The organism is Chryseobacterium sp. 22458 (assembly GCF_052044975.1).
GTDB lineage: Bacteria > Bacteroidota > Bacteroidia > Flavobacteriales > Weeksellaceae > Chryseobacterium.
In genome coordinates this window covers 84362-108920 of sequence record NZ_JBQEOA010000009.1, presented here as the reverse complement: position 1 = coordinate 108920, position 24559 = coordinate 84362, and the positions used below count along the sequence as shown (strand labels likewise).

27 protein-coding genes and 1 tRNA gene are annotated in these 24559 nt (G+C 37.4%); 7 read left to right on the top strand and 21 right to left on the bottom strand.

The window, feature by feature from the left end; all coding sequences use genetic code 11:
- Nucleotides 1–27 precede the first annotated feature (27 nt).
- The 9 genes from ACTJJF_RS21690 to greA form a co-directional block, all read right to left on the bottom strand.
- Nucleotides 28–1428: a hypothetical protein gene (locus ACTJJF_RS21690; RefSeq protein ID WP_312304592.1), complete on the bottom strand. Its 1401-nt coding sequence runs from the start codon at nt 1426–1428 to the stop codon at nt 28–30.
- Nucleotides 1425–3164, bottom strand: coding sequence for a hypothetical protein (locus ACTJJF_RS21685; protein ID WP_312304595.1), 1740 nt, complete (start codon nt 3162–3164; stop codon nt 1425–1427). Before ACTJJF_RS21685 ends, ACTJJF_RS21690 begins: the two co-directional genes overlap by 4 nt.
- A gap of 704 nt (nt 3165–3868) precedes the next feature.
- Nucleotides 3869–3942: transfer RNA gene (locus ACTJJF_RS21680), tRNA-Met, on the bottom strand.
- 44 nt (nt 3943–3986) lie between these two features.
- Entirely contained in the window at nt 3987–5279 is a 1293-nt protein-coding gene (locus tag ACTJJF_RS21675; protein WP_312304597.1) for a TlpA family protein disulfide reductase, read from the bottom strand.
- A 61-nt stretch (nt 5280–5340) separates the two neighbouring features.
- Complete coding sequence (locus ACTJJF_RS21670) at nt 5341–5565, bottom strand: signal peptidase (protein ID WP_312304599.1); 225 nt, start codon at nt 5563–5565, stop codon at nt 5341–5343.
- 4 nt (nt 5566–5569) lie between these two features.
- Nucleotides 5570–7534, bottom strand: coding sequence for a T9SS type A sorting domain-containing protein (locus ACTJJF_RS21665; RefSeq protein WP_312304602.1), 1965 nt, complete (start codon nt 7532–7534; stop codon nt 5570–5572).
- 74 nt (nt 7535–7608) lie between these two features.
- Nucleotides 7609–8796, bottom strand: coding sequence for an ATP-dependent Clp protease ATP-binding subunit ClpX (gene clpX, locus ACTJJF_RS21660; RefSeq protein ID WP_312304605.1), 1188 nt, complete (start codon nt 8794–8796; stop codon nt 7609–7611).
- 65 nt (nt 8797–8861) lie between these two features.
- Nucleotides 8862–9251 (bottom strand): HIT family protein, encoded by a 390-nt coding sequence (locus ACTJJF_RS21655; RefSeq protein ID WP_047098137.1) that lies wholly within the window; start codon nt 9249–9251, stop codon nt 8862–8864.
- 56 nt (nt 9252–9307) lie between these two features.
- Nucleotides 9308–9778 (bottom strand): transcription elongation factor GreA, encoded by a 471-nt coding sequence (gene greA / locus ACTJJF_RS21650; RefSeq protein ID WP_047098138.1) that lies wholly within the window; start codon nt 9776–9778, stop codon nt 9308–9310.
- Between the two features lie 109 nt (nt 9779–9887).
- Between greA and ACTJJF_RS21645 the strand changes: the two genes are divergently transcribed.
- The 4 genes from ACTJJF_RS21645 (at nt 9888) to ACTJJF_RS21630 (ending at nt 13865) form a co-directional block, all read left to right on the top strand.
- Nucleotides 9888–10346 (top strand): hypothetical protein, encoded by a 459-nt coding sequence (locus ACTJJF_RS21645; protein WP_440700997.1) that lies wholly within the window; start codon nt 9888–9890, stop codon nt 10344–10346.
- Nucleotides 10347–10360: 14 nt separating this feature from the next.
- The gene (gene dtd / locus ACTJJF_RS21640; RefSeq protein ID WP_440700996.1) at nt 10361–10810 is read left to right on the top strand and encodes a D-aminoacyl-tRNA deacylase; all 450 of its coding nucleotides are present in this window, start codon (nt 10361–10363) and stop codon (nt 10808–10810) included.
- 45 nt (nt 10811–10855) lie between these two features.
- Nucleotides 10856–11983, top strand: coding sequence for a serine hydrolase domain-containing protein (locus ACTJJF_RS21635; RefSeq protein ID WP_440700995.1), 1128 nt, complete (start codon nt 10856–10858; stop codon nt 11981–11983).
- A gap of 217 nt (nt 11984–12200) precedes the next feature.
- Nucleotides 12201–13865: a S8/S53 family peptidase gene (locus ACTJJF_RS21630; RefSeq protein WP_440700994.1), complete on the top strand. Its 1665-nt coding sequence runs from the start codon at nt 12201–12203 to the stop codon at nt 13863–13865.
- A 93-nt stretch (nt 13866–13958) separates the two neighbouring features.
- Here ACTJJF_RS21630 and ACTJJF_RS21625 read toward each other — a convergent pair whose 3' ends face one another.
- The 11 genes from ACTJJF_RS21625 to ACTJJF_RS21575 all read right to left on the bottom strand — a co-directional run bounded on the left by ACTJJF_RS21625 (nt 13959) and on the right by ACTJJF_RS21575 (nt 20925).
- Complete coding sequence (locus ACTJJF_RS21625; RefSeq protein ID WP_312304622.1) at nt 13959–14471, bottom strand: hypothetical protein; 513 nt, start codon at nt 14469–14471, stop codon at nt 13959–13961.
- A 60-nt stretch (nt 14472–14531) separates the two neighbouring features.
- The gene (locus ACTJJF_RS21620) at nt 14532–15071 is read right to left on the bottom strand and encodes a hypothetical protein (RefSeq protein ID WP_312304625.1); all 540 of its coding nucleotides are present in this window, start codon (nt 15069–15071) and stop codon (nt 14532–14534) included.
- A gap of 173 nt (nt 15072–15244) precedes the next feature.
- Nucleotides 15245–16612 (bottom strand): DUF4153 domain-containing protein, encoded by a 1368-nt coding sequence (locus ACTJJF_RS21615; protein WP_312304628.1) that lies wholly within the window; start codon nt 16610–16612, stop codon nt 15245–15247.
- 34 nt (nt 16613–16646) lie between these two features.
- The gene (locus tag ACTJJF_RS21610; protein ID WP_312304631.1) at nt 16647–16934 is read right to left on the bottom strand and encodes a hypothetical protein; all 288 of its coding nucleotides are present in this window, start codon (nt 16932–16934) and stop codon (nt 16647–16649) included.
- An 11-nt stretch (nt 16935–16945) separates the two neighbouring features.
- Entirely contained in the window at nt 16946–17431 is a 486-nt protein-coding gene (locus ACTJJF_RS21605; protein WP_312304634.1) for a Coq4 family protein, read from the bottom strand.
- A 13-nt stretch (nt 17432–17444) separates the two neighbouring features.
- Nucleotides 17445–17738, bottom strand: a complete 294-nt coding sequence (locus ACTJJF_RS21600; protein ID WP_440700993.1) for a hypothetical protein — start codon at nt 17736–17738, stop codon at nt 17445–17447.
- A gap of 2 nt (nt 17739–17740) precedes the next feature.
- Nucleotides 17741–18580 carry a metallophosphoesterase gene (locus tag ACTJJF_RS21595; RefSeq protein WP_440700992.1) on the bottom strand — a complete coding sequence of 280 codons (840 nt, stop codon included), beginning with the start codon at nt 18578–18580 and terminating at the stop codon, nt 17741–17743.
- 25 nt (nt 18581–18605) lie between these two features.
- Nucleotides 18606–18896, bottom strand: coding sequence for a hypothetical protein (locus tag ACTJJF_RS21590; RefSeq protein WP_440700991.1), 291 nt, complete (start codon nt 18894–18896; stop codon nt 18606–18608).
- Nucleotides 18897–18961: 65 nt separating this feature from the next.
- A complete protein-coding gene (locus tag ACTJJF_RS21585) occupies nt 18962–19252 on the bottom strand; it encodes a winged helix-turn-helix domain-containing protein (RefSeq protein WP_312304644.1) in 291 nt (96 codons plus the stop codon).
- Nucleotides 19253–19404: 152 nt separating this feature from the next.
- On the bottom strand, nt 19405–20022 hold the full coding sequence (locus tag ACTJJF_RS21580) for a hypothetical protein (RefSeq protein ID WP_440700990.1): 618 nt from the start codon (nt 20020–20022) through the stop codon (nt 19405–19407).
- A gap of 138 nt (nt 20023–20160) precedes the next feature.
- Nucleotides 20161–20925: an enoyl-CoA hydratase/isomerase family protein gene (locus ACTJJF_RS21575; RefSeq protein WP_312304649.1), complete on the bottom strand. Its 765-nt coding sequence runs from the start codon at nt 20923–20925 to the stop codon at nt 20161–20163.
- A gap of 347 nt (nt 20926–21272) precedes the next feature.
- Between ACTJJF_RS21575 and ACTJJF_RS21570 the strand changes: the two genes are divergently transcribed.
- A complete protein-coding gene (locus tag ACTJJF_RS21570; protein ID WP_312304652.1) occupies nt 21273–21824 on the top strand; it encodes a phage tail protein in 552 nt (183 codons plus the stop codon).
- 37 nt (nt 21825–21861) lie between these two features.
- The gene (locus ACTJJF_RS21565; protein ID WP_440700989.1) at nt 21862–22683 is read left to right on the top strand and encodes a T9SS type A sorting domain-containing protein; all 822 of its coding nucleotides are present in this window, start codon (nt 21862–21864) and stop codon (nt 22681–22683) included.
- A gap of 218 nt (nt 22684–22901) precedes the next feature.
- Here ACTJJF_RS21565 and ACTJJF_RS21560 read toward each other — a convergent pair whose 3' ends face one another.
- Entirely contained in the window at nt 22902–23588 is a 687-nt protein-coding gene (locus tag ACTJJF_RS21560; RefSeq protein ID WP_440700988.1) for an SMUG2 DNA glycosylase family protein, read from the bottom strand.
- A gap of 217 nt (nt 23589–23805) precedes the next feature.
- Between ACTJJF_RS21560 and ACTJJF_RS21555 the strand changes: the two genes are divergently transcribed.
- Complete coding sequence (locus ACTJJF_RS21555) at nt 23806–24477, top strand: lysostaphin resistance A-like protein (RefSeq protein WP_440700987.1); 672 nt, start codon at nt 23806–23808, stop codon at nt 24475–24477.
- The last annotated feature ends 82 nt before the right edge of the window (nt 24478–24559 follow it).

Below are 24559 nucleotides of genomic sequence, written 5' to 3'. Positions count from 1 at the left end.
ACCCACAATCTTGCGGGTTTATTTTTTTCATTTTACTGAAGCTTTTCTTTTGGGAATCTGCTTTTCCGGTTTTACTTTTAAAAATATAAAACTATAATCGGTAGGCGGCATACCGCTTCCCACTACAGAAGCATACTTATGGCAGTCCATACACTGTTTTTGCTGAGCATAGGTCTCCATAGTTGTATTCGAGATATCCGAAGGGGTAATCCCTCCTTCCATAAGTGGAGCTGACTTATTATTTCCATTATCCTGAATCGGATTTTCCGGCCATTGGATATTCACAAGCTGATAATATTGCCACACTGATTTAGGGTTACTCGCTCTGATCAGCTGCTGCATCTCCGTGTTCAGCTTTTGAAGCTTTGTTTTGATTTTATTCACCCGTACTACCTGAACAGGGGTATTCAGGCTGTCCTGTCCTATTACAGGAGCTATATTGGGAGTTTGAGTACTTTTAGGATTGTAGAAACAATACCTTACAGAAGGATCAGCCTGTCCTTCATTAGGTGCATTATGAATATGCTCAAATGTCATCCAGTTAAACTGAGGTGACTGTGGCGTTTTACGGATGATATGGAGGCCTACCAGTCCCAAATATTTCTGTGTAGATTTTCCAAAAACAGGCTTTTTATCTTTAAAACCTTTAATTTCCGGAACCATGGCTTTTGAAATTTTATAATAATTTTTCAAGGAGTCAAGCTTATCTTCAGGAATGATGCGCCATGCTGCTTTAAGTTCTATAGACTCCATGGGAAGCCACACTCCGTTATTGGCTGTACCGTATTCCTTCAGACTATTATAGTCATACAGTTTATTCCGGCGGATAAAATCACTTTCAATATTGTTGATTTTAATTTCATACCAAACAATATTTCCGCTCTGATCAGTAAGCCAGGAACCTTCAGCCTGTAATATTTCATCCACATTACTATTTCCTACTGCGGCTCTGAGAGTAGCTTTGGAAATACCGATATTAATATCTGTAAACTTATTAATCTCATTAATTTGTTTTACGTAACCATTCTTACTCTTCAGATTCCATGTTAAAGGATTTTTAGGGGCAAAAACTTCGTCATTGCTTGCAAAGCTCTCCCAGACTGTAGGGCTGTAATCCCCGGGCATACCATAATTGGCAGCTGTTGCTGTTGTATCCGGAACACCTCTCTGAGCGGAGGCAGCCCAGTTTAATGCAATAAAATTCTTCCATGCAAAACAATTCAGTACATCCTGGGAACTGTGGGCACAGGTGGAATCTCCGGCAAGTTTATAAGTAATAGAAGGAGGATCGCAAAATGCACCGCAATAGATCGATTCATTGGCTGCTTCTTTTGAAAAACCGATTGCTGAGTTCGCTTGTTTATCCTTTTTGCCGGATTCACATGAGATGAAGCTCAATATGAAAATCGAAAATATTAAAGTTTTCATTTCAATATTTTTTTAACTTGTTCAACTTGCTGCCCCGAAAGCAATGCAAGATTAGGAGTCGTATTTATTTTAGGTAAAGAACCATGGGGTACTACCTCCAATACTCCGGATAATGTATACTTAGGATCTGAAGCATTATTGTACAGGCTTAACGGCTTTTCTCCCAAGCTTGTATCAGTGGCCGTTGTAATTGTAATCAGAAAAAGTTGTGTATCCTCATCTATATTCTGGAAATCGGTTACCGCAACACTGATTCCGGGACCGAAATCAAACTGTGTTTCCTTCGTGGCTGCATTCGTCAGAACAGCAATACCTTCAGTACTCGTTCCTGCTTCAATCTGTGTAATACAGGATGTCAGATTCGAAAATGTATTCAGTTTATTGTAAAGACTTGCCTGCAACAAATTGTTATCCAAAAGATATTGTACATTAGGAAGAATTGTTGTGGGATCTCCTACCGGAGGAAATTTTTCAGGCTGTTCTCCTTGTGCAGGTTTTTTTCCGGTACCTGCGAGCTGTACAAAAAAGGTATCAGCAATCTGTGAACCCCATTTTAAGAGCTTTCCTTTTACTTTTATTTCACTCAGCTTAAAGCTGGCCCCTTTAGGAACAGAAAATCTTGTATGCAGCAGCATATTAAAAGGATAAAAAGTAATTCCTTTATTCCGTTCTTCTCCTCTTACAACAGTATAGCAGTCTTCAATTTTGTAACTCCCGGCTGTAGCAGGCATTTCAAATTGATCGAAATCCGGAACCTGCCCATAGAGTGCAATAGGATTGGTTAAAGTTATTTGTTGCTGATGGTTATACACCAATGAATTAACATTTTGTCCTATGCGGGGATCACTATTTCTATAAATCTGCCCATACTGGGCAGCGCAGATCAAAGTATTGGCATCTGTGATCACCTGATTGTTTTTTACCCTTAAGATGGTGGCGGCCGCTCCAAGGTATATCTCAGCTCCTAATGAGTTTGGAGGACTTGTAAGATGTACGGCTCCTCCACCTTCCGGAGTTGCATGCGGACCATTATTCCATTTATTAATCGGATTATAAGCAGGTTCTCCTGTTTCCCTTACGATAACTGGGTTTCCATTACTATCCAACAGATACAGGTCTTCTTTTTTAACGTTTTTATTATTGAGGATTTCCTGATAGAGTGATACAACGATATCCGGAGAAACTTTCCACATATGAAACCAATACTCCGGATTCTCATGGGTAAAATCAACTGCTATGATATCTCCGTTTTCATCCCTTGTAACGGCCCACTCACAGTATTCATCCTGCCATCCGCGAGGTCCTGATGGGCCAAATGGTTTTGTACCGGTATCAGAAGAATCACATGGGTTTTTAGGAACTGTAAGATCCATATTATATTTCTTCCCAAAAGCTGCAGGCCCTATATCTGCCAGTTCATGCAATTTATCTTCATAATCCGTGCCTCCAAATTCTTTTGTAAAAAGCTCAGTAAAGTAATGATTGATCCTGTTGGGAAAGGCATTCCATTGAATCGGAACCGTATTCTGCTCTGTAGGGATAACATTATCCACTAAAGGATCATAATACCAGCTTCTGGGATGATCATACGTACTTGACCAGGGATTTCCCATGATTGAATTGATAGTGCAGTATTTTACATAATTGCTCCAGGCATTTTCAAGCTGTTCCTCTAAATGCGGATGTTGTTTAAAATCCTTTTCGGCCTGATAGGCGGGTGTGTTAAATTTTTTCATGGTTTCAATTTTTAGTTTTGGAGTTATAGTTGAAATTAATATTTTAATCAATACTGGTCCCGTAGAAAGAATATTATGATTAACTCAAAATTCAGAAATCTGAATGGATCACTTATCTGCTGAAAATTTTCGGGTAATTTTCAACATAATCATATAAGTGATGATTACTACTTCAAAACTAGAAATTATCTGCCGGAATCTGTTACGTATAAATACGTATTTTTCCCTTTAATGTGAAAAATTACAAAAAGTTAAAGTATTCAGTTTAGAAAACGGATCAGGTGCAAAATTTAGGGACTAGAGAAAAAATTAGTTAATCTGAAGAAAAAATGAATTATCTTTTTGCTCCTCAAGCTTTATACTGAATTTTATTTAACGCAAAGACAAAATGCAATTCATTATTGATAAGGGAGCTAAGAAATCGACAAAGGTCGCTGATGAAGCTATGTAAAATACGTACGCTTAGAAAGAATCAATACAATTGATTCAGTCTTTGCTTCCTAAGATAAACACCGGATCATAAAAATCCTTTGTGTTCAATTTTAAAATTAAATAGAGCCAAATATTGTAAGCCGCCCCAACTTTTGCGGTTGATCCTAGAAACTCCATAAAATGAAAGCAAGCTAAATAAATTTGAAGAATGTGTTTTCAAAAAAGTATATAAAAGAAAAAAGGAAAAGCCGACATTGCTTTTCCTTTTATTGTAGCGAAGACGGGAATTGAACCCGTGACCTCAGGGTTATGAATCCTGCGCTCTAACCAACTGAGCTACCTCGCCGTTTTGGTGGTGCAAATATAGAAAAATATTCTTTACCTCCAAAATTATTTTACCTTAAAATATTCCAAAACATCTCCAACATGATCTGGTTTGTTGATTATCTTATTGTTAGCATCCAAAATAAAATACGTCGGAGTTGCATGAACATTGTACATATCTACATAAGAACTGTTCCATCCTCTCAGTTCAGAATCATTCACCCAAGGAAATGCAGCAATTTTTTGGGTATAAGAATTTTTGTCTACATCTAAAGACAGACCAACAACCTGAATATTTTTTGCTTTCAGTTCATTATATTTCTCTAAAAGCTTTGGAAGCTCACTTTCGCAGTGTGAGCAGGTAGATGACCAGAAAACAATCACCTTCTTATCTGCTTTAATATCGTGTAATGACTTTGCAGTGGTATTTGTGGCTGATTGGAACTTAATATTAGGAAAAACAGCGCCCATTTCAACATTAGCATTAGATTTTAATGTAGAAGCAAGTCTGTCATTAATGGTACATTTAAGATTCTTCGCCTGGGTCAGGTATTTATTCTTAAATTCATCCATCTGATATACATCAAAAATATCGATCAATTCTGATAAAACAGTTTGCCCTCTTGGAGTTTCTACTTTAAGACGGTCTAAAAGTTTGTCTACAGAACCTGCAACATTAGTATTTCCTCCGGAGTTCAGATAAGCAACCAATACAGGTCTCAATAAAGAGGAGCTTTCCAGCATATCACCGGATTTGTCCAGAAAGTTGATGATTTCATCCTGATTTACTTTTTTGGATGGATCAGACTGATTTCCTAAAAACTTGCTGTAATTGGTGTTGTAATACGCTATAAACGGATGTTGTGCAGCATCAATAGAGCCAGAGGTACCGGAAAGTCTGTCAATCTCTGTTTTCAATGCTTTCCCGAAGTCCGTATTATCCTTATAATATTCTTTGATCTGAGTGAGTGCAGGCAGGATAAGCTCTTTCTTTTGGGAGCCTTCCTGTTGTTTGCTCATCAAATCATTAGCTTCATCCAGATAAATAACGTCTTTAACTTTATTATTCTGGGTATTCAGTTTAAAGTTTACGTTTTTATTTTCAGAAATAAAGCTTACTGTATTATTGGAATCCGGGAAATAGATTTTCATCATTCCCATATAGTGACCGGGATATTTAAATGTCAAAGTATTATTCTTAATCTTTTCTTTTGTAACAATAATATCTTTTGAACCATTCAATGTATATAAAATTGCATCTTGATCTTTAAAGTCTGCAGGAGTCTGAACTGTGACCGTAAATTGAGCCTGCAAAGCAAATGCTGCTAAAATCGCAGATAGCGTATAAATCTTTTTCATAGAGTAAAAATAAAAAAACTCTCTGACTAATCAGAGAGTTTAATATTATTTTAATAAAATTTTATGCTTTTACGCTTTTGTATTTTTTAGTATAGTAGATAATGAATGCAATTGCTACAATACCTAATAGATATACATACATATCGATCGGTGAAGCGGGCGCTCCAGGTCCTCCACCTCCTGTTCCTCTAGCAGCAGAAGCAGGTGCTGGTGGTATTTCTTCTGCATATGCAAATGATATCACAAAAAGCAAAAGAGCCGATACTAGTTTATTTATAGTTTTCATATTATTATTTTAAGATTTTAGTGTTAACAATTACTCCTTTATCAGAAACCGCTTTTACAACGTAAGAACTCTTCACTGAACCGTCAAGTTCAATTAGGAAATCTCTAGATGTTTCTACCGATTTCTTGGAGATAATAAGCTTACCACTCATATCATAAACTTCAATATCAGCTTTTTTCCAACTTGGATCAAATCTAACTACATAGTTGCTAACAGCTGGGTTATATACAACCACTGTTTTAGACACTTTACTAGTTTCTTTAGCGATCAGTGTACCTTTATCAGGCGCACCGTAATACAAATTATAAGTCTTGGAATTGACAGGAATTACAGCTCCTTGTTTAGCTTCTTCCGCAGTTCCGTTAGCAGATTTATAGTAAAACCCGGTTCCTGAGGATAACTGATGAACTCCCGCAGGAATCAATTCAGCATTTTCTCTGATCTCAAATTTATAAGATGTAATTCTCTGACTTGCAGTACCGAAATCAAAGTTATCCATTACAATATTTTTTCCTAAGAAGTTATTTTCATTAGCTTCGTTAATGTATAACTTATATTGTCCTGAATAATTAGGATCCTGACCTCCGGTTAAGGCTTCTTCATAGGTAACAATACTATTACTGTTATCTGTAGCTACCTGTAATGTGGTTGCATTAGAAATCTGATGACCTGTTGTAGCGTTTGGAGTAACTACATAGTATGCTCTTGCTACTTCATTACCATTGGCATCTAAACCAATCACTCCTAATTGTTTCACACTTCCGCTGTACGTTTTGTATGCAGACTTGTTGGCAGTTACACTATAATCTGTACCAGCCGCTCTAGCCGTACCGCTAAATCTTCTGAGAGTGTTAAAATTTAATGTTTGAGGAGTGTTATCTCTTAATTTCATAATGAAAGTCCCCATCGGTTTGATAATCAAATTATTAACATCCCCCACAGGAATATGTGTATTGACATCAAATGTCATTGTAAGTGGATTCGTAAATGTAGAACCTACTCCATTCACATATTGAACTTCTCCCGGTGAATACTGAACTCCCCAGATATTAGAAATTGCGTTGCCATCACTTACCCCACCTTCATTATATCCGATTCTTGACAGATCTAAATTCGTCAGGAACGGATTTCCGAATTCGTAGATATTTTTACCAAAGGTTCCTATCCACAAACTGTTCGTTTCTTCAAACTGATCCCAAAGATAAGAGTTGTATCTCTCATTGTACGAGTTCTTATTAGTACCGTTCGCTCCAAAATTAATGTTGGCACCTGCATCTACAAGATTAGCAGTTGCTAAAGTAGAAAAAGGTTTCCCGTTAATAGAGTAAACACCACTGGCAGATGGAGGATTACTTAGATCCAGGTTATTCGCTTTAGATCCCAGCATATAGTATCCATAGGCAGTAGGTATACCAGTACTTGATGCAACAGGTTTGGTATCTGATACAACAGTAGCGTTATTCCACATAAAAATAGCATTACCGGAATATCTTGAATCAGTAAAGGTTTTGTTAAGCTCTGTAGAAAGAGATGATATTACTTTTTCATTGAAAGGTAAAGCCATCTGCTGGTAGAAATCACCGTTACCATGCTTGGCATTTCGGTATTCTTTAGTTACAATACCTGTAACGTTGGATTGGGATAATCCATCGACGTACAGTTGCCCGTAAGTAGAAGTAGCATACCCTGACGGATTATTCATTTTTAAAACAATATTACCTCCGGTAGTTTTATCCGCACCGCCGGCATCAATTGTTTTAAGAACATCCGTACCTGTTCCTACAACCATTACGTTCCCGTGTACTTCCATTAGACCATTGTCTCTTGTTTGTACACCGCCACCACTATAAACTAGGGTGCCGTCGCTCACATACATAGTAGCGTTAGCATCTACGTGACATAAAACATTCTGCGCCTGAACAGAATAGCTAACGGCTAAAAGACCTATAGCAAATAAACTTTTTCTCATTGTATAAATTATTTGTGTGTTAATACAATCTTCACCCGCAAAGGTATTATTTTTTTCTTTAAAAAAAAAACTTTTTATCTATTAATCAAAATATTATCTTCAGTTAAGATAATTTCTTTCTCTTCTCCGATTGAAAACATATAGTCTTCCAAAACTTTTTCTGTAGTTCCTCTAAGACCTCTGGCTCCCAATCCTTTTTCAATTGTTTCCTCAACTATTTTTTCAATTGCACCGTCTGTAATTACCAAATCTGTGCCATCCATCTTGAAAAGCTCCACAAATTGGTTCACAATTGAATTTTTAGGCTCTTTCATAATTCTGACCAACGTTTCTTTCGTGAGTTTATCAAGGTAAGTGATGATTGGAAATCTTCCTAAAAGTTCTGGAATTAATCCGAAAGAACGAAGGTCAATCGCATTAATATTTGTTAATACATATTCATCTTCATCTGTTTTATTGAGTTTTTCAGAGCTGAAACCAATTGCCTGCTTATTCATTCTTCTTTCAATGATTTCCTTGATCCCGTCAAAAGCTCCTCCGGCAATAAACAGGATATTCTGAGTATTCACCTGGATGTATTTCTGATCAGGGTGCTTTCTTCCTCCCTGAGGCGGTACATTCACAATACTTCCTTCCAATAGCTTCAGCAGTCCCTGCTGTACTCCTTCTCCTGAAACATCTCTCGTAATACTTGGGTTATCAGACTTTCTTGCGATCTTATCAATCTCGTCAATGAATACGATTCCTTTTTCAGCTTTTTCCACATCATAATCTGCCACCATCAGAAGTCTGGAAAGAATACTTTCAACATCTTCCCCTACATATCCTGCTTCTGTAAGAATAGTAGCATCCACAATACAGAAAGGAACATTAAGTTCTCTGGCGATTGTTTTGGCCAGGAGTGTCTTACCGGTTCCCGTCTCCCCTATCATGATGATGTTTGATTTTTCAAGCTCCACTTCTCTGTTTTCGTCCTGAGCGTGAAGTAATCTTTTATAATGATTGTATACGGCAATCGACAGCTGCTTCTTTGCCTGATCCTGACCAATCACGTACTGGTCAAGAAATACTTTGATCTCTTTCGGCTTTTTAAGTTCTTCCATACTGTCTGCCGGAGCGTATCCTGTTTTGGAGGCACTGTCTTTTACGATAGTATGTGCCTGCTCTATACAATTTTCGCAAATAAAACCATTCTGCCCGGAAATCAGCATTTGTACTTCATTTCTTTTTCTGCCGCAGAAAGAACATTGGTTTGAGTTCATATTATATAATAGGTATATGTTAAAGAAAATCGTAAAAAATTTCTTTTTTACGATTTTCTGTTTTTTTAAGAATTAATAATTGAGTTTTGGATCTCTGTGTATTCTTCGTTCGTTAATTTTAATCTTTCATTTCTGAAATTCATGTCTTCCATCTTATTCAAAGGGATCAGATGGATATGGGCATGAGGAACCTCCAGTCCTACTACCGCTACTCCTACTCTTACACATGGAATTGCAGTTTTGATCTTCTTGGCTACCTCTTGGGCAAATCCCCAAAGGTTTTTGTATTCTTCACTTTCAAGATCAAAAATCAAATCCACTTCTTTTTTCGGAACTACCAGGGTATGTCCTTTCACCAAAGGCATTGCATCTAAGAATGCTATAAAGTCTTCATTTTCTGCAATTTTGTATGAGGGAATTTCTCCGTTGATGATTTTTGTGAATATAGTGCTCATTTTTTTAGAAGTTAGAGATTAGGTATCAGAAGTTTAGAAATAGAAAGGGTATCAGACTATAGAGAGATGTCTAATACTTCAAAAGAAAGTTTGTTTCCGTTTGGTAAAGTAATTTCAGCAGTTTCGCCGATCGCTTTTCCTAACAGTCCTTTTGCAATCGGGGTATTTACAGAAATTTTTCCTGTTTTAAGGTCACTTTCGTTATCCGGCACCAATTTAAATACCTGCTCTTGTTTTGTCGCATTGTTTTTAAGTTTCACCGTTGTCAGGATAGAAACTTTTGAAGTATCTAATTGGCTTTCATCTATAATTTTTGAAGTAGAGATAACATCTTTCAGCTTGGAAATACGCATTTCAAGCATTCCCTGAGCCTCTTTAGCCGCATCATATTCTGCATTTTCAGACAAATCACCTTTGTCTCTTGCTTCTGCGATCTGCTGAGTAATTTTTGGTCTCTCTACAGTTTCCAACTGTTCCAGCTCAGCTTTCATCTTATCAAGGCCCTCCTTTGTTACATAGCTTGCCATAATTTTCAAAATTTAGTTTTAGTATAAAAAAATAATCCGACATTTGCCGGACAATGTTTTCGTGTTGTAATCGTTTAATTTTTACAAATATATAAAAATTTAAATTGAAATGAAAAAAACTTTTTCAATCTTAGCTATTTTCACTATACTGATTTTCAGTGATTTAACCATAAACTCGTGCAGTAACAGAGAAGATACTGTGAACTGCTTTCCCAATAACCCGATCAATGTAACTTTAAATTTAAACCTTCCTGCCTATAATAATTTAAATTACGACGGAGGATGGATTTACATCAATGAACAGCAGTCGGGAACCAGAGGTCTGATTGCTGTACGAACCGGCAATGCGTTTAAAATATATGACCGGAATGCGCCTCATATATGCCCGGACAATGATACAACACTTGAGGTAAAAGATAATATTGTTATCGTATGTCCAAAAGACAATTCACGATGGATTTTAAGAACCGGACAACCGGAGTCAGGCTCTAAAACATCTCTTCCTCCAAAAACCTATAATTCATACAATTATGATCCGGTAGCGAAAACGTTAAGTATTTACTATTAACTATTTAGAATAAAATGAAGATCGTTATACAAAGAGTCTCAGAAGCCAGTGTAAAAGTAGACGGAAAAATTGTGGGTGAAATCGGAAAAGGATTGATGCTGCTGGTAGGGATTGATGAAAATGATGAAAAAACGGATGCAGACTGGCTGGTACAAAAAGTACTGAACCTCAGAATTTTTGGTGATGAAGATGATAAGCTTAATCTTTCTGTAAAGGACATTTCCGGAGAGATTCTGTGCATCAGCCAGTTTACGTTAATTGCTGACTATAAAAAAGGGAACCGCCCCTCATTCATTAAGGCTGCAAAACCTGATAAAGCCGTTCCGCTGTTTGATTATTTTAAAGAAGAAATAGCTAAATCCGGGTTAAAAACCGAAAGCGGAATTTTCGGGGCTGATATGAAAGTATTCCTGATCAATGACGGGCCCGTGACCATTGTAATGGATTCAGTCACAAAAAGCTGATCAGAGAAAGACAAGAACCATCTCATCAACGAATCAATGATTTATATGCTCAAAAATCTTCAGTTAAAATCCCTGGCTTTGGTCTTATTCAGTACAGGACTTTTGTGCTCTGGTCAAAACCGGGAGGAACTTTTAAAAATAAAACTAGACTCCGCATTTTCAACAGTTTTTCAGGCCAATAATCCAGGAGGCAGTATTCTGATCCAGCAGGGAAACAAAACCCTGTATGAAAATTCATTTGGACTGGCTGACCTTAAGACAAAAGAAAAATTCACCAGTAAGACCGTTTCAAATTTAGGCTCTATTTCCAAGACATTTGTTTCTTACGGAATTTCAATACTCCAGAATAGAAAAAAGCTCTCCACTGATGACAGCCTTCTCATTTTTTTTCCGGATTTTAAAAACAAGAAAATAGCATCTTCCATTAAGCTTCAGCATCTTCTCACCCATACTTCCGGACTTCCGGATCTCAGACATGTTGAAAGAGATAGTATTTTTTATCTTACAGCAAAAGATGAAGAAAATTTTAAGCCTTTAAAATTTGCCGACTCATTAAAATTTGAGCCGGGTACTCAATATGAATATTCCAATCCTGCTTATAACGGGCTGGCATTGATTATTGAAAAGGCAAGTCATATGAAATGGCAACGATTTATTTCTGAAAATATATTCAAACCCTCAGGAATGAAAAACAGTACAATAACTGATGGAAGTTTTCCTGACAAAAATGTAGCTCATGGTTATATCCTGAGAGAGAGTGTGTATCAGGAATATGATTACGGTGAATCTCCTACATTTGCAGCTGCCGGTAATGGCGGAGTCTGGAGTTCCATTGATGATCTTAAAAAATATATCTCCGCCATTCAAACCTGTAAGTTTATAGACTGTATGAGCATTAAAGAATCCCAGACAGTACGTAAGCCGGCAAACTGGAAGAGTGATAAACCTGCAGACCATACAGGTATCTGGTTTGTTCATAACGGTTTTTATTCCGATATAAAAACAGAAGAAAAAGTACGGGTGATAGAGCATGCCGGAGATCAGGGAGGCTTTAAATCCCATTTAATAATGATCCCCGAAAAAGAAATATCTATTATTTGGCTTACCAATAACAATACATTTATTACCGGCCACATCAGAAGAATATTGCTTCAGCTGAAATATATTGATTAAAATTAAAAATGTCTTTCAAAATTGTTGAAAGACGTTTTTTTGGTCGTTATCTTTTTACAGAAATACCCATTCCCCTTGCTGCAAAAGGCTGAGCATATTCATAGATTTTTAAGTAAAATTATTTTTCAAATAAATTCACAAAAACGTGATTTGTTTTCATTTTATTATTATTTTTGATTAAACCAAATCTGATTCACAACCATTTAACAAAAATAATATGAAAACAAAAATTAAACTTTTTGCATTATTCACCTTCTGCACTTCTTTATCCTTTGGACAGGACCAAACCGGTAAATCCATCCATAACACAAACCAGAATGCTATTGTGTATGTATGCTTTTCAAAAGGCATCCATTCAGACAAGGCGGCTTTCAGCAGAAATGCTGGCCTGGAAAAATTTGTACAGGAAAATAAAATTTCATTTACTTATGACCTGGGATTTTCAGACCGTAAACTGGACGAAATGACAAGAACCAGCAAGGAAATCGGAAATTCAGCAGAGTCTGTGGAAAAACTGAAAAGAATTTTCAAAGCAGATATTCCGCTGCAGAATGAAGATACTACCCAGAAACTGGTCCGTGCCCTTGAAAGATTCCCTGAAGTGGAATATGTATCGGTAATGAGCAATGTACCGATAGAACCTCCTTTGGTCAATATGTTTGTAGCCACTCCTGATCTGGAAAGCGTACAGACTTATCTGAATGACAACCCGGGAATCAATGCAAAATATGCATGGTCAAGAGGGGTTACAGGTCAGAATATACGCATCCGTGATGTGGAATATGGCTTCTATAAAACCCATGAAATGCTGGCCAATCAAAATTCTATTCAGCTGGAACCCGGATACAGTCCCAACTCAGGATTATCAGGCAATAATTACAGGGATCATGGCACTGCTGTAGTCAGTATTCTGGGATCAATAAAAGACAATATCGGGCTCACAGGTTCTGTTTACAGTGCATCTGATATCAAAGGATATATGGAATGGACGACCGTAGGCTATAACAGGGCTGCAGCCGTAAGCCGCTCTATCAATGCTTCTCAGGCCGGAGACATTATCTTATATGAAATGCAGACCGGCGGAAAAGATGGGCAGTATTGTCCTGCAGAATATGACAAAGTAATCTGGGACCTGACCAAAGCAGCTACAGACTCAGGAATTATCATTATAGCAGCAGCAGGGAACGGAAACCAGAATCTGGATGATCCTTTCTATGCATCATACCTGTCAAGAGGTAACAGCGGAGCCATCATTGTAGGAGCAGGATCTCCTAATACGACGCATTCCAAACTCAGCTTCAGTACGTTTGGGAACAGAGTGGATGTACAAGGTTGGGGAAGCAGTGTTCTTGCGGCTGGCTACGGTTCTTATGCCAAGTATGATAATGATAACAACAGGACTTACAATTACTTTAGCGGAACCAGCTCTGCAACACCTGTTGTAGCGTCTGCTGCGGTATTGATACAGTCTTTCTATTATCAGAATACAGGACAATATCTGACTCCGGCTGCAATGAAGAATCTTCTGATCTCTACAGGAATCCCACAAGGAGGTACGGTAACAGGCCAAAAGATAGGTCCGCTGCCTAACGTAAAGAACGCTATTTTAAAACTGGAAAGCGGATTTACAGGTAAAGCCCAAGTTCTTCCTTCTTTAACGGTAAAAATTTATCCCAATCCTTCTACCGGGCATATCGCTGTTCAAAGTAGTGAAGATAAAAAGCTGGATGTTGAAATCATCAATATTCAGGGAAGAACGGTTATGAAAAATACGGTTGCACCTGATGAAAAGATCGATGTTTCACAACTTCCGGCAGGTCAGTACCTCATCAATATCAATGAAGGTTCGAGAAGAGTGGTTGAGAAATTCACGAAATTATAAATAACAATCCTCCGAAGGAAAGTAACAGCTGTATAATAAACCCACCTTTCAGAAATTCTGAAAGGTGGGTTTTCTTTATGGTCTTAACAAAATTTATTTTGCGGGAACGCTGCTAAAATTCAGCGCAACTTTAATGTTCATATCTGAAGAAGTCTGGTTCTTCAGCTCATAAACGGTTCTTATAGTCAAACCTGAACTTTTTACAATCTCATCCAGAAAACCGGTATCATTAAGATCCAGATTCAGGCTGGAAGAACTGGTGGATATATTTGAACGTGAAGCAATCAGTCTTTCACCGGTTCCGGCTGAAGAAACATAAATTTTAACGGTTTTGAATGCACTCAGGTTTCCTCCTGAAGGTGATGCCACTGAAATTTTAGCATCTGAAATTCTTACATCCTTGATCTGTGCATTGTTATTTCCTCCGAACCAGGTCTGAACATTGGTAGCAGTTGCCGTTGAAGATACTTCTTTATCAGCAGGTACTCCGGTAGACACCAGAACATTCGTTGTATAAGGAAAGGTATTCTGAACCAGCGACTGTACGGTTCCGCAACTTACAAGTACAGCTGAGGCAGCCATTGCTGTTAGAACTATATTTTTCATAATATTAAATTTTAAACTTCACAGTATACTTTGCAGAAACTGTACCAAAATAGCTGAAATTTATTCAACACTTACGGTAAAGCTTCCTTTGGTATTTCCTGAAGCCATATTACTTTTACCGATGATAAGCCACACCTCTCCTTTTCCCGGGGTTTCATAGGTTATCTCTCTTCCGAAAGGTCCGTCATAGTCTCCGTTAGGAAGTTTTATCTGATTAAAACGGATATTAAAATCTTTTTCCTTGGTTGAAATTTTAGCTTTGATTTTTGCCTGGTCATAATGAGTCAGCTTCAATACCAGCTCCTGATCATCTTTTGTAAACTCTTCCCCTAATGTAAAGGGAAGCTGTGATGCATCAGCCGTTCTTACGATCTGGCCTTCTTTTTCACTTCTCATCACTCCTTTGCGCAGGACTTCTTTCGTAGCCGGAGCATTGTTAATAATTGAATCTTTGGTTCTTAATGCTGCAGAATCTGTTTTATAAACGGAGTCCGGCATTTCTGTGGCTGCTGTAGAGTCTTTATCCTGCGTTGCAGTCACAGCAGGTTCTTTTTTACAGGCAACGATAATCAATGGAATTAACAATAAGCTTTTTTTCATAATAATTAATTTTAAGGAGGTGGAAAAGATGGAAGCCGGAGATTTGGAGATGGAAGTTCTCCTTTTTATTTTCACACCATCCTGGTTCATCAGTTCTTTTTATATGCTAAAATTGTTCCAAGTTCATTCCGGGGCCTGCATTTAGGGTTGAATTCTGCCTTAAAAAAAACTTACTAAATGGTTTCATAATAAAGAATCTTAGAAAGGAAAGTTTTGGATTTTTCTTCTTTTATTTTATTAAGGATATTCTTTTTAAGTTTCCCGTCATTTTTTTCAGCAGCATATTTCAGCAGAGCTTTTTCACTGAAATTGACATCTGTCAGATGATAACCTACATTAAAGTTTCTCCGGTTCATATTCTGTGACGTTACAAAGCCTCCCCAGTTGATAAAACTGCATAGTAAAATGGTTCCGTAAATATACCATACCATCGTATTGAAGAGATAAGCATTCCTTTTTTTCTTCTGAATTTTAATAAAGGTCAGAGCAAGTCCTGTAAGGGCTAGAAGAAGAAATAAAAAAACACCGAGCCTCTTATAGGTAAAGCCGTAATTTACAATATATTCAAAGTTTTTCGCAGCTGCCGAAAGCACAAGAACTGCATTCAGCAGAATCCAGATTTTTGCTGAAATTTTCATCATGCCGGCTTTCGGATCAAAATTAAAGTCTGATTTAAAGTAAAACATGATGACCAGAATCGCCATGATTATTGATAAGATAACGGCATTCACTCTTTCATGGGTTTCTTCGGAAAGCTGAACGGGAGTTTTGGATACTTCATAAAACTGCTCGTAGTTGTAAGTGATAATGAAAAAGATCAGCAGAATATTTAATGAAAGGAAGGAGATGACACCACTCATTCTTTCTGCGTCCAGATCAAGAAAGGAATAGGTAGGCTTCGGTATCCGGGAATCATTCTGGAAATCATTGTCTAAAACATAGTGGGTTTTGTAGATCAGTCTTTCAACGGCAAAGTTCCAGTAATTAAAGGCAATAAAAAATCCAAGAACGGAAAGACAGAACACCTGCCACAGGTTAAGATCAAGTTCATAGTCTGTAAAAAGGGCTGCAAAATGGTCACTTCCCGCAGAATAGATCCCGAAGAAAACGGATACCAGAATCAACGGAATCAGGATAAAAGCGAATGTCTTTTGCCACAACCCTGAAACATTCCTTTTGGGCAGCCACTGATCAAAGCTGAAGATCCTGCAGATTGAGGTACATCCATTGGAAATAAAAACAGGAATGAGAAAGAGGATCTTCATTTTTCTGTTTCTGGCCCGGTATCCCAACAAAAGCAAAGAACTTACTAGCGCAAGAAACGATGCAAAATCGCCATACCATGCAAATGCGACACCCGACAGGATACTGGTACCTAAAAGAATGTGCAGGGTTCCCGTTTTATTTCTTCCCGGAGTTTTAAACCATGTCAATACGGAATAAACAACTCCAAGGATTCCAAGATTCAGCCCTACATCCTGATCGTAGAATACGATAACAAACAGAAGGGTTGTGATGAATATATAGTGATGTGTTTTCATAAGATTAAAAATTTTTAAGGTTAATAACTGAATATTAATTCGCCAAAATAAAAAGATAGATCAGTGCAATAGGAATATTGGCAAGCAGAAGAAGGACTGAATTTCCGGAAGCTTTTTCTTCGCTGACATTAGTTATAAAGACGATCAGCTCATGCAAAAGTATGATCACATTGGCAACTATTGCTGTGAGTACGTAGTAAAAACCGATCATCACCAGAAAATCCGAGTGGGTAATCAGAAACAGAACCCACAGTAATGTTCCTGCCAGAAAAGAAATCAAAAATGTTCTTTTCCCTAGCAGGCTGAATTTTATTTTATTCATACTGCCGTTTTTTAGTGAAGTACAATGGTTTCTTTCTGCTGAATGAAGTCTTTCACATGGTCGAAATTCTGCCACAGGAGCTCTTCGAAATCCCAGTGATGAAATGTTCTCATATTCTGTCCTTTCCTGTACGCTTTGATATAAATTTTCACATATTCAGGCAGAATAAATGTTCCCAATACGATAGCTGCCAGAAGATGGGCATTGAGCTTACCATTTCCCAGAAGAAGGTACTGCATGGCAATCTCATCTTCAAAGTTGGTTCCACAGCCTGTGATCAGATGATGTACATCATGATTTTCCATTTTGGGGATCATTGAAAAGCCATGTTTCCTGTAAAATTCGCCAAGCTTCCTGCCCAGGGAGTCTTCCTGAAATTCCAGCAGTTGTTTTTCATTGAACTGCCACTGTCTTTTTCTCTTTTTAAAGTATTTTCTGTATAATTTTTGAGTTTTATCATACACAAAAAGCAGAAACTGAACCCGTATTTTTTTCATAGTATTATTGTATTTAAAGAATATTGATCCCTATTAAAGCATAAAGAACAGCAATAGGGATATTGAGCAGCATGATACCGATTGCTTTGAGGCAAATGTCAAACCGGTCCCGGCTGATAAAACCATATACCAGCAATCCCAGTATAACAGCCAGACTTGACATCGATCCAAAGATCATCACCATATAGCCTGAACCCGCAAACCACTCATCTTTTGTTATTATATATCCGAAAAGGCAAATGTTTCCGGCCAGAAAAAGCAAAGCAAATACTGCTTTTCCGATGTTTAAAATGTGTTGATCTTTCATAATTAAGCTTGTGTTAAAGTAAAAACAGTAATTTCCGGGCGTACCATAAACCGGACCTGAAAAGAATGTCCTATGGCACGGTTGATATACAGTATTCTCCCGTCTTCCAGATCAATTTCACCTGATGTGTATTTTTTGTTTTTCACCGGGAGGACCGGAGTGATAATTCCCGGAATCCTGCATTGTCCGCCATGGGTGTGCCCGCTCAGAATCCAGCCCCGGTAACCGTTCCAGATATCCAGGTCACAGGCATCGGGGTTGTGACAGAGTATGATATTGGCTTTTCCGGGATCATATTCTTTCATGACTTCTGCCGGACGAAACTCCGGAGACCATAGATCATCAAATCCTATAAAATTTAAGCCTGCTATTTCCTGTTGAGCATTTCTGAGCATAACGATTCCTCTGTCTTCTAAAATTTCACAGATCCGGTCTGCACATTCCATATCTTTCCAGCTTACTCCATAATCATGATTTCCCAGAATTCCGAAAGTTGCGGTTGTTCCCATTACGCAATTTTCCATAACTTTTATAAGGGCATTGTGTTCCTCTGCAGTTCCATAATTCACATAATCTCCGGTGTACACTACAAAGTCAGGATTAAACCGTTTGGCTTCCTGAAATGTTTTGATCAGAAAATTCCAGTCGAAACGCTCTCCCACATGCAGATCGGAAATCTGCATCATTACTTTTCCTGCCAGTGATGAAGGCAAATTTTTTACAGGCAGTTTTTTTTCAACAAATTCTACCCAGAAAGGTTCTACCTGCCATGAGTATAATGCCGGAAACGCTCCTGCTGCCGAAAGCCACATCATTCTTTTTAAAAATTCTTTTCTGGTCATATTAATAAGTTAATAAATCCGGCATTTAACTTCCCGCAAAGGGACTTCCAAAAATTCCTACGGCCAGTTCAAGCCAGATCAGTACCAGAGCCAGCAAAATAAAAATGGAGAGCATTATTTTCCGGCTTTGTTTTTTGATTTTATTTCTGACCAGATTGATCAGAAAAGCTGTTGTAAAGAGTAGAATTCCTGCTATCAGAAAGTCTGCAGCAGTCCAGTTAACTTCTTTGGAGAAAATGTTTCCCAGCATTGGAATAGTCAATAAGGCCAAGGGAAGTGCATAAATGGCGATTGTTTTTTGTTTTTGTGTTATCATTGTATTTAATTTTATACTATAAAGTACTTTGTAATTCAAAGTAAATTTTCAAAAAAAATATACGACTACCGTCCCAATAGTTTTTCAAGGGCATCCAGATGCTCGGTAAAGGCCTGTCTTCCATTCTGTGTTACACGATAAGAGGTCTTAGGCTTTTTACCAACAAATTCTTTTTTCACTTCAATATATCCGGATTTCTCCAGTGCATTGCTGTGGCTGGCAAGGTTACCGTCAGTAATTTCAAGCAGTCCTTTCATTTCAGAGAAATCAACCCAGTCGTTAACCATAAGAACAGACATAATGCCCAATCTTACACGGCTTTCGAATTCTTTATTGAGTTGACTTATTTTAATCATTTTACTATTGTCTTATTTATTCTGAAATCGTCATCCACTGACTATTTATATTTTCTTTATCCTACACAAGCTCCGTCTTTGCAGCTTTTCTTCGTTTCAAAAAACGGTGCAAAAATAAGGATTAAAAACAGGATCAAGTATGGTCATTCCCATTATTTATATTTCCTATGCATGATCAATCCATACACAATATGCAGGACACCGAAGCCAATTGCCCAGAAAACCAATCCCCAACCTAAAAAGAAAAGAGATAGCAATCCCAAAACAATTTCAAAATATCCTAAATACTTTATATCCGTCAGGGTATATCTTTCAGCACTCACTAAAGCTAATCCATAAAAGATCAGTGTAGCCGGTGCAATAAATACAAAAAGATGATGATAAAGGAGTGCCAGGCAGAAAAAACCTCCCGCTAGCAGAGGCACAGCAAAAGCAGCCAAAAGCCGTTTGGTGGTTGCATCCCAGATTTTAAGCCCTTTCTTTCTACTTTTATTGGCTGTAAAAATATATCCGCTGAGAAGGGCTGCAATTAAAATAGTAATTCCAATCCATACAAGTTCTCTGACTAAGGCAGGCTTAAAAATATTTCTGTCGCCATCAAAATAATCAATGCCTTCTCTTTTAAAAACAAAATAGACATACGCTGCCCCAATAATTGCTGCCAGCCCTGCTACAACTCCGGATAATCCGCTCAAAGAAATAAATCTGGAAGACCGCTCCATCATGGAACGGATATGGGATAAGTCTTCGTGATAGTTTTTTGTTTCCATAGAAAGAACTTTGAATTACAAAGTTATAATTTTTTATGAACCTACAAAATATTTTTTGAAAATATATTATGTGTGAGTATTATGGAACAAAAAAGCCGCTGAAGGAATCAACGGCCATTTATTTTTATAAGATGAAAATTATTTAGCTCTCAGTCTTTCTTTAATCGCTTCAATATTCTTCTTTGCTGAATCTTCCAGGATAAGGCTTGCACTCATGTGAATTCTTGCCGGCATCAGTTCATTAAAATGATCTGTTCCTTCCCATGACACTTTTTTGATCAATGCCAGAGCATCACTACTCCTTGATGCCAGTGTCTGCATAAATTTCTCCAGCTTTTCATCCATTTCCCGGATATTTTCCGACACGGAATGGTAAATATTGTGCTGTTCCGCCCATTCTGCAGATCTGAAATCTGCATCAATAGCCATTGCTGAAAACTGTGATTTACCAATTTTCCTTTCTACATAAGGGCCAATCACAAAAGGACCTATTCCCAGATTGATCTCTGTAAGTGCCAATGCTGAGTCTTTTGTTGCAAAACAGTAATCTGCTCCGCAGGCAATTCCTACTCCCCCACCGGTTGTTTTCCCTTGTACTCTTACCACTACAATTTTACCGCAGTTTCTCATTGCATTCAGAACTTTGGCAAAACCACCAAAGAATTGAGTGGAAGCTTCCAGCTCTTCAATCGCTAAAAGCTCATCGAAGCTCGCTCCTGCACAGAATGCTTTTTCGCCTTCGCTTTTTACTAAGATGGCTTTTACTTCATCTTTTGCTCCTTCTTCCAGGATGGTCTGAGCCAGTTTTTCTAAAATTGCTCCAGGAAGTGAGTTACTTTTTGGAGTTCCGAAAGTAATTTCGGCAATATTATTTTTAATTTCTGATGCTACAAATTCGCTCATTTTATTTTTATTGGATTCTTACAAAAATACTAAATACAGTGCTTTCGGGGAAATTTAAGAGGAATTTTTTAAGAGGCAGAAAAGATGAAAGCAGGAGGATGCAGTACTGGCAGAAAAAGGTGTATCAGGAGCGTTTTGTTTTCATTTTTTTAGATTATAGTTACATTCTAATCATCATATCCTTCATTTATCAGTAGGTAGAAATACGTAATATTTAATTTGGTGTTTTCTACGCTAGCATCAATTTTCTATTAATCGTTCCTTTGACTTAATAAAATTAATCAACAAGGTGGTATCCGAAAAGCCGTTGAAAAGAGTAGGAAAAACTAAACTGAAAACTATTTACCATGGAAGAATACATTGGAATTGTCAAATTATTTGCCGGAAATTTCGCACCAAGAGGATGGATGTTCTGTGACGGAAGTCTACTTAGTATTGCACAGAACAGTGCTCTATTCTCAATTTTAGGAACTACCTACGGTGGAGACGGAAAAACTACGTTTGCTCTGCCTAATCTAAAAGGACGTATGGCATTAGGTGCCGGAAATGTAAATGCAAACGAATTTTATCCTTTGGGAGTAGTTTCAGGAACTACCCAAAATACACTTTTAGCATCAAACCTTCCGAGTATCGGAGGAGGTTTCCAACTCAAAGTTGCGAATAAAAATGCCAATACATCTACTCCCAGCCCTGCTGTCTCTATTGCTATCACAGGAACACAGGTTGGAAGGGATTTCAATGTTGTCCCAAGCTTTGTTAATAATGCTAATCCTGATACCGTTATTAATGGTCAGAGCATTTCATTTGTAGGTCAGAATTTACCTGTGAATAATATGCCACCTTATCTTGGGCTCAATTATATCATCTGTGTTGAAGGTATTTATCCTCCACGCAGTTAAATAATTCATAAGCAACCTAACATTTAAAACAGAAATCATGAAAAGCACTACCTTTTTAACTATTTGTAGTCTGCTCATTTCAATTTTTTCACTCGGGCAGACCAGTACAGAGCAATTTGAAACGGAATCTCACGGAAGTACAAGCTTTACTGATAACGGTGTAATATTCAATATTATCTCGCATGTAAGTGTTTTTGATATTCAAGGTAACTTCCCCGGAACCGGCTGGAATGGAACATCAAATGATAACAGGTACATTGATAATTCCAACAATCAGGACTCGCCTCCATCTTTCAGTATCAGGACAACATCCAATTTATTTAAAGTCAATAGGTTCTGGATGTATCTTTCTGCTTTGAATCTGGATCTGAATGTAACAGGCACACTTACCATAACCGGGAAGCTGAGCGGGGTAACAAAATTTACCCAAACAAAAACAACAGGTTTTGCAACGGGCCTTATTCCCAATAACGGATATACACTGATTGACCTCACCAACCTGAATGGCCAGAATTATTCCAATATTGTCATTGATGAACTTCGCATCACCGCAGATGGAGGATTCAGATATGTTGGTTTTGACGCTTTCACCTGGGTAAAAGACAGCAATCTTGTACTGGGTACTACGGAAACAAAAGTTTCTAAAAAAGATGTAGCTATCTATCCAAATCCTACGAAAGGGCCTCTTACCATTCAAACCGATAAGGCATCAGAAACCGGTATTTATAACATGGAAGGAAAATTGATTAAAAAGGTATCTACTCAAAAAGGTACAACCGAAACTGATATTTCTGAGCTTCCGAAAGGGGTTTATTTTATCAGGACAGGAAATGAATTAACCAAGGTTATTAAAGATTAATACAATGACAGTTCACATTCGTATTTGTTCTCATAAAGATTCTAATTCATGAATGGCAATCCCTTAGCGATAAGGGATTTTTTATTTTATCTGGTCCATTTATGAAGGGCTTTTAAAAGTTCGCCAGCTGTATTTGAAACCTGCATCTTTAGGGAAAACATTCATAAGTGTAATTTAATAAAAAATGGTCGTTCCATGATGAAAAATAAAAAGAACGGTTATTTTTTCAGGGCCAGAATGTATTTGTCTATATACAGCTGTTTTTCTTTTGATTTATATTGCTGAATGTATCTCGGATGTTCCAGAACGGTCATGGTATCGAACAGTTTTGCTTCCTTATTTAATTTTGTAATAAAATCAGCATTCTTTTTTCCCAGAATAAAAACTTCCGAAGTGTCCAGGTTCAGGCTGATATGCTTCTTCAGGGATTCAATCATAAAGTCTTTGACTGCTTCAAACAGTTGTTTATCATCATAATAATTGGCATTAAGCCATCCGTTTTTTGTTTTCCTGACAATAGCCAGAGGAAATGGAGAATTGATATATACATCCTTGTAAAATAATTCTGCACCACCATATTCTGCAATCATATCGTAGATAAAAACTGAAGAAACTTCATGGGTATAGGCAGACTTCATCGGTATTCCGCAAACACTTTCCAGTCTTTTGGTATCTGTGAACGGAACTCCTGTAATTCCTGCTCCGTGACGGCTGGGATTGATTCCCACTATAAATTTTCTTTGATCGGAATCATCATAATATTTATGATAAAACTTTTGCATCACTTCCATCGTTTCAGGATTATCCAGATACGGGTTTAAAACAGCAAAATCTTCAGGAAGCTCTCCTGTATAAGTAAGATCCCGGTTGAAATAGATGACCTGATCTGCAAAAGTTTTATTCATTGACAATATATCCGGCTTTCGTTCATGATATGAATTTTAAAGATAATATTTTTCAGGAAAGGAAAAGAAGACCAGAAGAAGGAATTTATATGCATCTGATAAAATCGCAAAAATTTGATATTTGATATAATGCAGCGGATCATAATCACTGCATCCATTTTTTTATTAACTTCGTTTTCAATGAAATAAGACCTCATCAACTAAAAACTTTTGACCTATGATTGGAATTATAATTGAACTTATCATTTCATGGCTCCTGCTTCGGTTCATTGCAAAAAAGGATCTCTCTGTTTTAGGATTGAAACCTGACTCTACAAGACTGATTCATTGGAGCGCTGGCCTTATTTTAGCTGCAGCGGTTTGCAGTCTTTACCACATCATGACAACTGCCTTTATCAGCAACAGCTGGATACTGAATAAACAGTTCACATTATCAGCAGCATTGACGGGCTTATGGTGGGTTCTAAAATCTGTATTGTTTGAAGAATTACTTTTCAGAGGTGCATTGCTTTATCTTGCTATAGAAAAATGGGGAAACACTAAAGCCTGTATTTTTTCTGCGGCCTGCTTTGGAATCTATCATTGGTTTTCTTATAATGCATTCGGAAATCCTTTTCAGATGGGGATCATTTTTGTAATGACTGCTATCTTTGGATGGATGCTTGCAGAGTCTTTCGCTAAGACAAAATCACTGTATCTGCCCATAGGACTTCATCTGGGCTGGAATTTGTTTAATATTGTCATATTCTCGAACGGCCCGCTTGGTAAACAGCTTTTTATGAAAGCTAATGAAAGTCACCTTGAAGGTATTCCTTCATTGCTTGTGTTTTTGTTTCAGATCGTTGCTTTACCTCTTTTGATATATGGTTATTTTAAACTAAAAAAATAAATCCCGGGGTATCAAAAAAATTATAAAAACAAAGCTGCAAAACTCAAGGAATTGCAGCTTTTTGTATTTTTTAAAATTACAA

Excerpts from the sequence above, each read along its gene's own strand:
- greA (WP_047098138.1), bottom strand. The coding sequence starts at position 9,778 with ATGGCAAGCTATGTAACAAAGGAGGGCCTTGATAAGATGAAAGCTGAG.
- ACTJJF_RS21585 (WP_312304644.1), bottom strand. The coding sequence starts at position 19,252 with ATGATTAAAATAAGTCAACTCAATAAAGAATTCGAAAGCCGTGTAAGA.
- ACTJJF_RS21665 (WP_312304602.1), bottom strand. The coding sequence starts at position 7,534 with ATGAGAAAAAGTTTATTTGCTATAGGTCTTTTAGCCGTTAGCTATTCT.
- ACTJJF_RS21570 (WP_312304652.1), top strand. The coding sequence starts at position 21,273 with ATGGAAGAATACATTGGAATTGTCAAATTATTTGCCGGAAATTTCGCA.
- ACTJJF_RS21625 (WP_312304622.1), bottom strand. The coding sequence starts at position 14,471 with ATGAAAAATATAGTTCTAACAGCAATGGCTGCCTCAGCTGTACTTGTA.
- ACTJJF_RS21670 (WP_312304599.1), bottom strand. The coding sequence starts at position 5,565 with ATGAAAACTATAAATAAACTAGTATCGGCTCTTTTGCTTTTTGTGATA.
- ACTJJF_RS21685 (WP_312304595.1), bottom strand. The coding sequence starts at position 3,164 with ATGAAAAAATTTAACACACCCGCCTATCAGGCCGAAAAGGATTTTAAA.
- ACTJJF_RS21690 (WP_312304592.1), bottom strand. The coding sequence starts at position 1,428 with ATGAAAACTTTAATATTTTCGATTTTCATATTGAGCTTCATCTCATGT.
- ACTJJF_RS21630 (WP_440700994.1), top strand. The coding sequence starts at position 12,201 with ATGAAAACAAAAATTAAACTTTTTGCATTATTCACCTTCTGCACTTCT.
- ACTJJF_RS21580 (WP_440700990.1), bottom strand. The coding sequence starts at position 20,022 with ATGGAAACAAAAAACTATCACGAAGACTTATCCCATATCCGTTCCATG.
- dtd (WP_440700996.1), top strand. The coding sequence starts at position 10,361 with ATGAAGATCGTTATACAAAGAGTCTCAGAAGCCAGTGTAAAAGTAGAC.
- ACTJJF_RS21565 (WP_440700989.1), top strand. The coding sequence starts at position 21,862 with ATGAAAAGCACTACCTTTTTAACTATTTGTAGTCTGCTCATTTCAATT.
- ACTJJF_RS21555 (WP_440700987.1), top strand. The coding sequence starts at position 23,806 with ATGATTGGAATTATAATTGAACTTATCATTTCATGGCTCCTGCTTCGG.
- ACTJJF_RS21560 (WP_440700988.1), bottom strand. The coding sequence starts at position 23,588 with ATGAATAAAACTTTTGCAGATCAGGTCATCTATTTCAACCGGGATCTT.
- ACTJJF_RS21615 (WP_312304628.1), bottom strand. The coding sequence starts at position 16,612 with ATGAAAACACATCACTATATATTCATCACAACCCTTCTGTTTGTTATC.
- ACTJJF_RS21575 (WP_312304649.1), bottom strand. The coding sequence starts at position 20,925 with ATGAGCGAATTTGTAGCATCAGAAATTAAAAATAATATTGCCGAAATT.
- ACTJJF_RS21675 (WP_312304597.1), bottom strand. The coding sequence starts at position 5,279 with ATGAAAAAGATTTATACGCTATCTGCGATTTTAGCAGCATTTGCTTTG.
- ACTJJF_RS21610 (WP_312304631.1), bottom strand. The coding sequence starts at position 16,934 with ATGAATAAAATAAAATTCAGCCTGCTAGGGAAAAGAACATTTTTGATT.
- ACTJJF_RS21645 (WP_440700997.1), top strand. The coding sequence starts at position 9,888 with ATGAAAAAAACTTTTTCAATCTTAGCTATTTTCACTATACTGATTTTC.
- ACTJJF_RS21600 (WP_440700993.1), bottom strand. The coding sequence starts at position 17,738 with ATGAAAGATCAACACATTTTAAACATCGGAAAAGCAGTATTTGCTTTG.
- ACTJJF_RS21590 (WP_440700991.1), bottom strand. The coding sequence starts at position 18,896 with ATGATAACACAAAAACAAAAAACAATCGCCATTTATGCACTTCCCTTG.
- ACTJJF_RS21595 (WP_440700992.1), bottom strand. The coding sequence starts at position 18,580 with ATGACCAGAAAAGAATTTTTAAAAAGAATGATGTGGCTTTCGGCAGCA.
- ACTJJF_RS21620 (WP_312304625.1), bottom strand. The coding sequence starts at position 15,071 with ATGAAAAAAAGCTTATTGTTAATTCCATTGATTATCGTTGCCTGTAAA.
- clpX (WP_312304605.1), bottom strand. The coding sequence starts at position 8,796 with ATGAACTCAAACCAATGTTCTTTCTGCGGCAGAAAAAGAAATGAAGTA.
- ACTJJF_RS21655 (WP_047098137.1), bottom strand. The coding sequence starts at position 9,251 with ATGAGCACTATATTCACAAAAATCATCAACGGAGAAATTCCCTCATAC.
- ACTJJF_RS21605 (WP_312304634.1), bottom strand. The coding sequence starts at position 17,431 with ATGAAAAAAATACGGGTTCAGTTTCTGCTTTTTGTGTATGATAAAACT.
- ACTJJF_RS21635 (WP_440700995.1), top strand. The coding sequence starts at position 10,856 with ATGCTCAAAAATCTTCAGTTAAAATCCCTGGCTTTGGTCTTATTCAGT.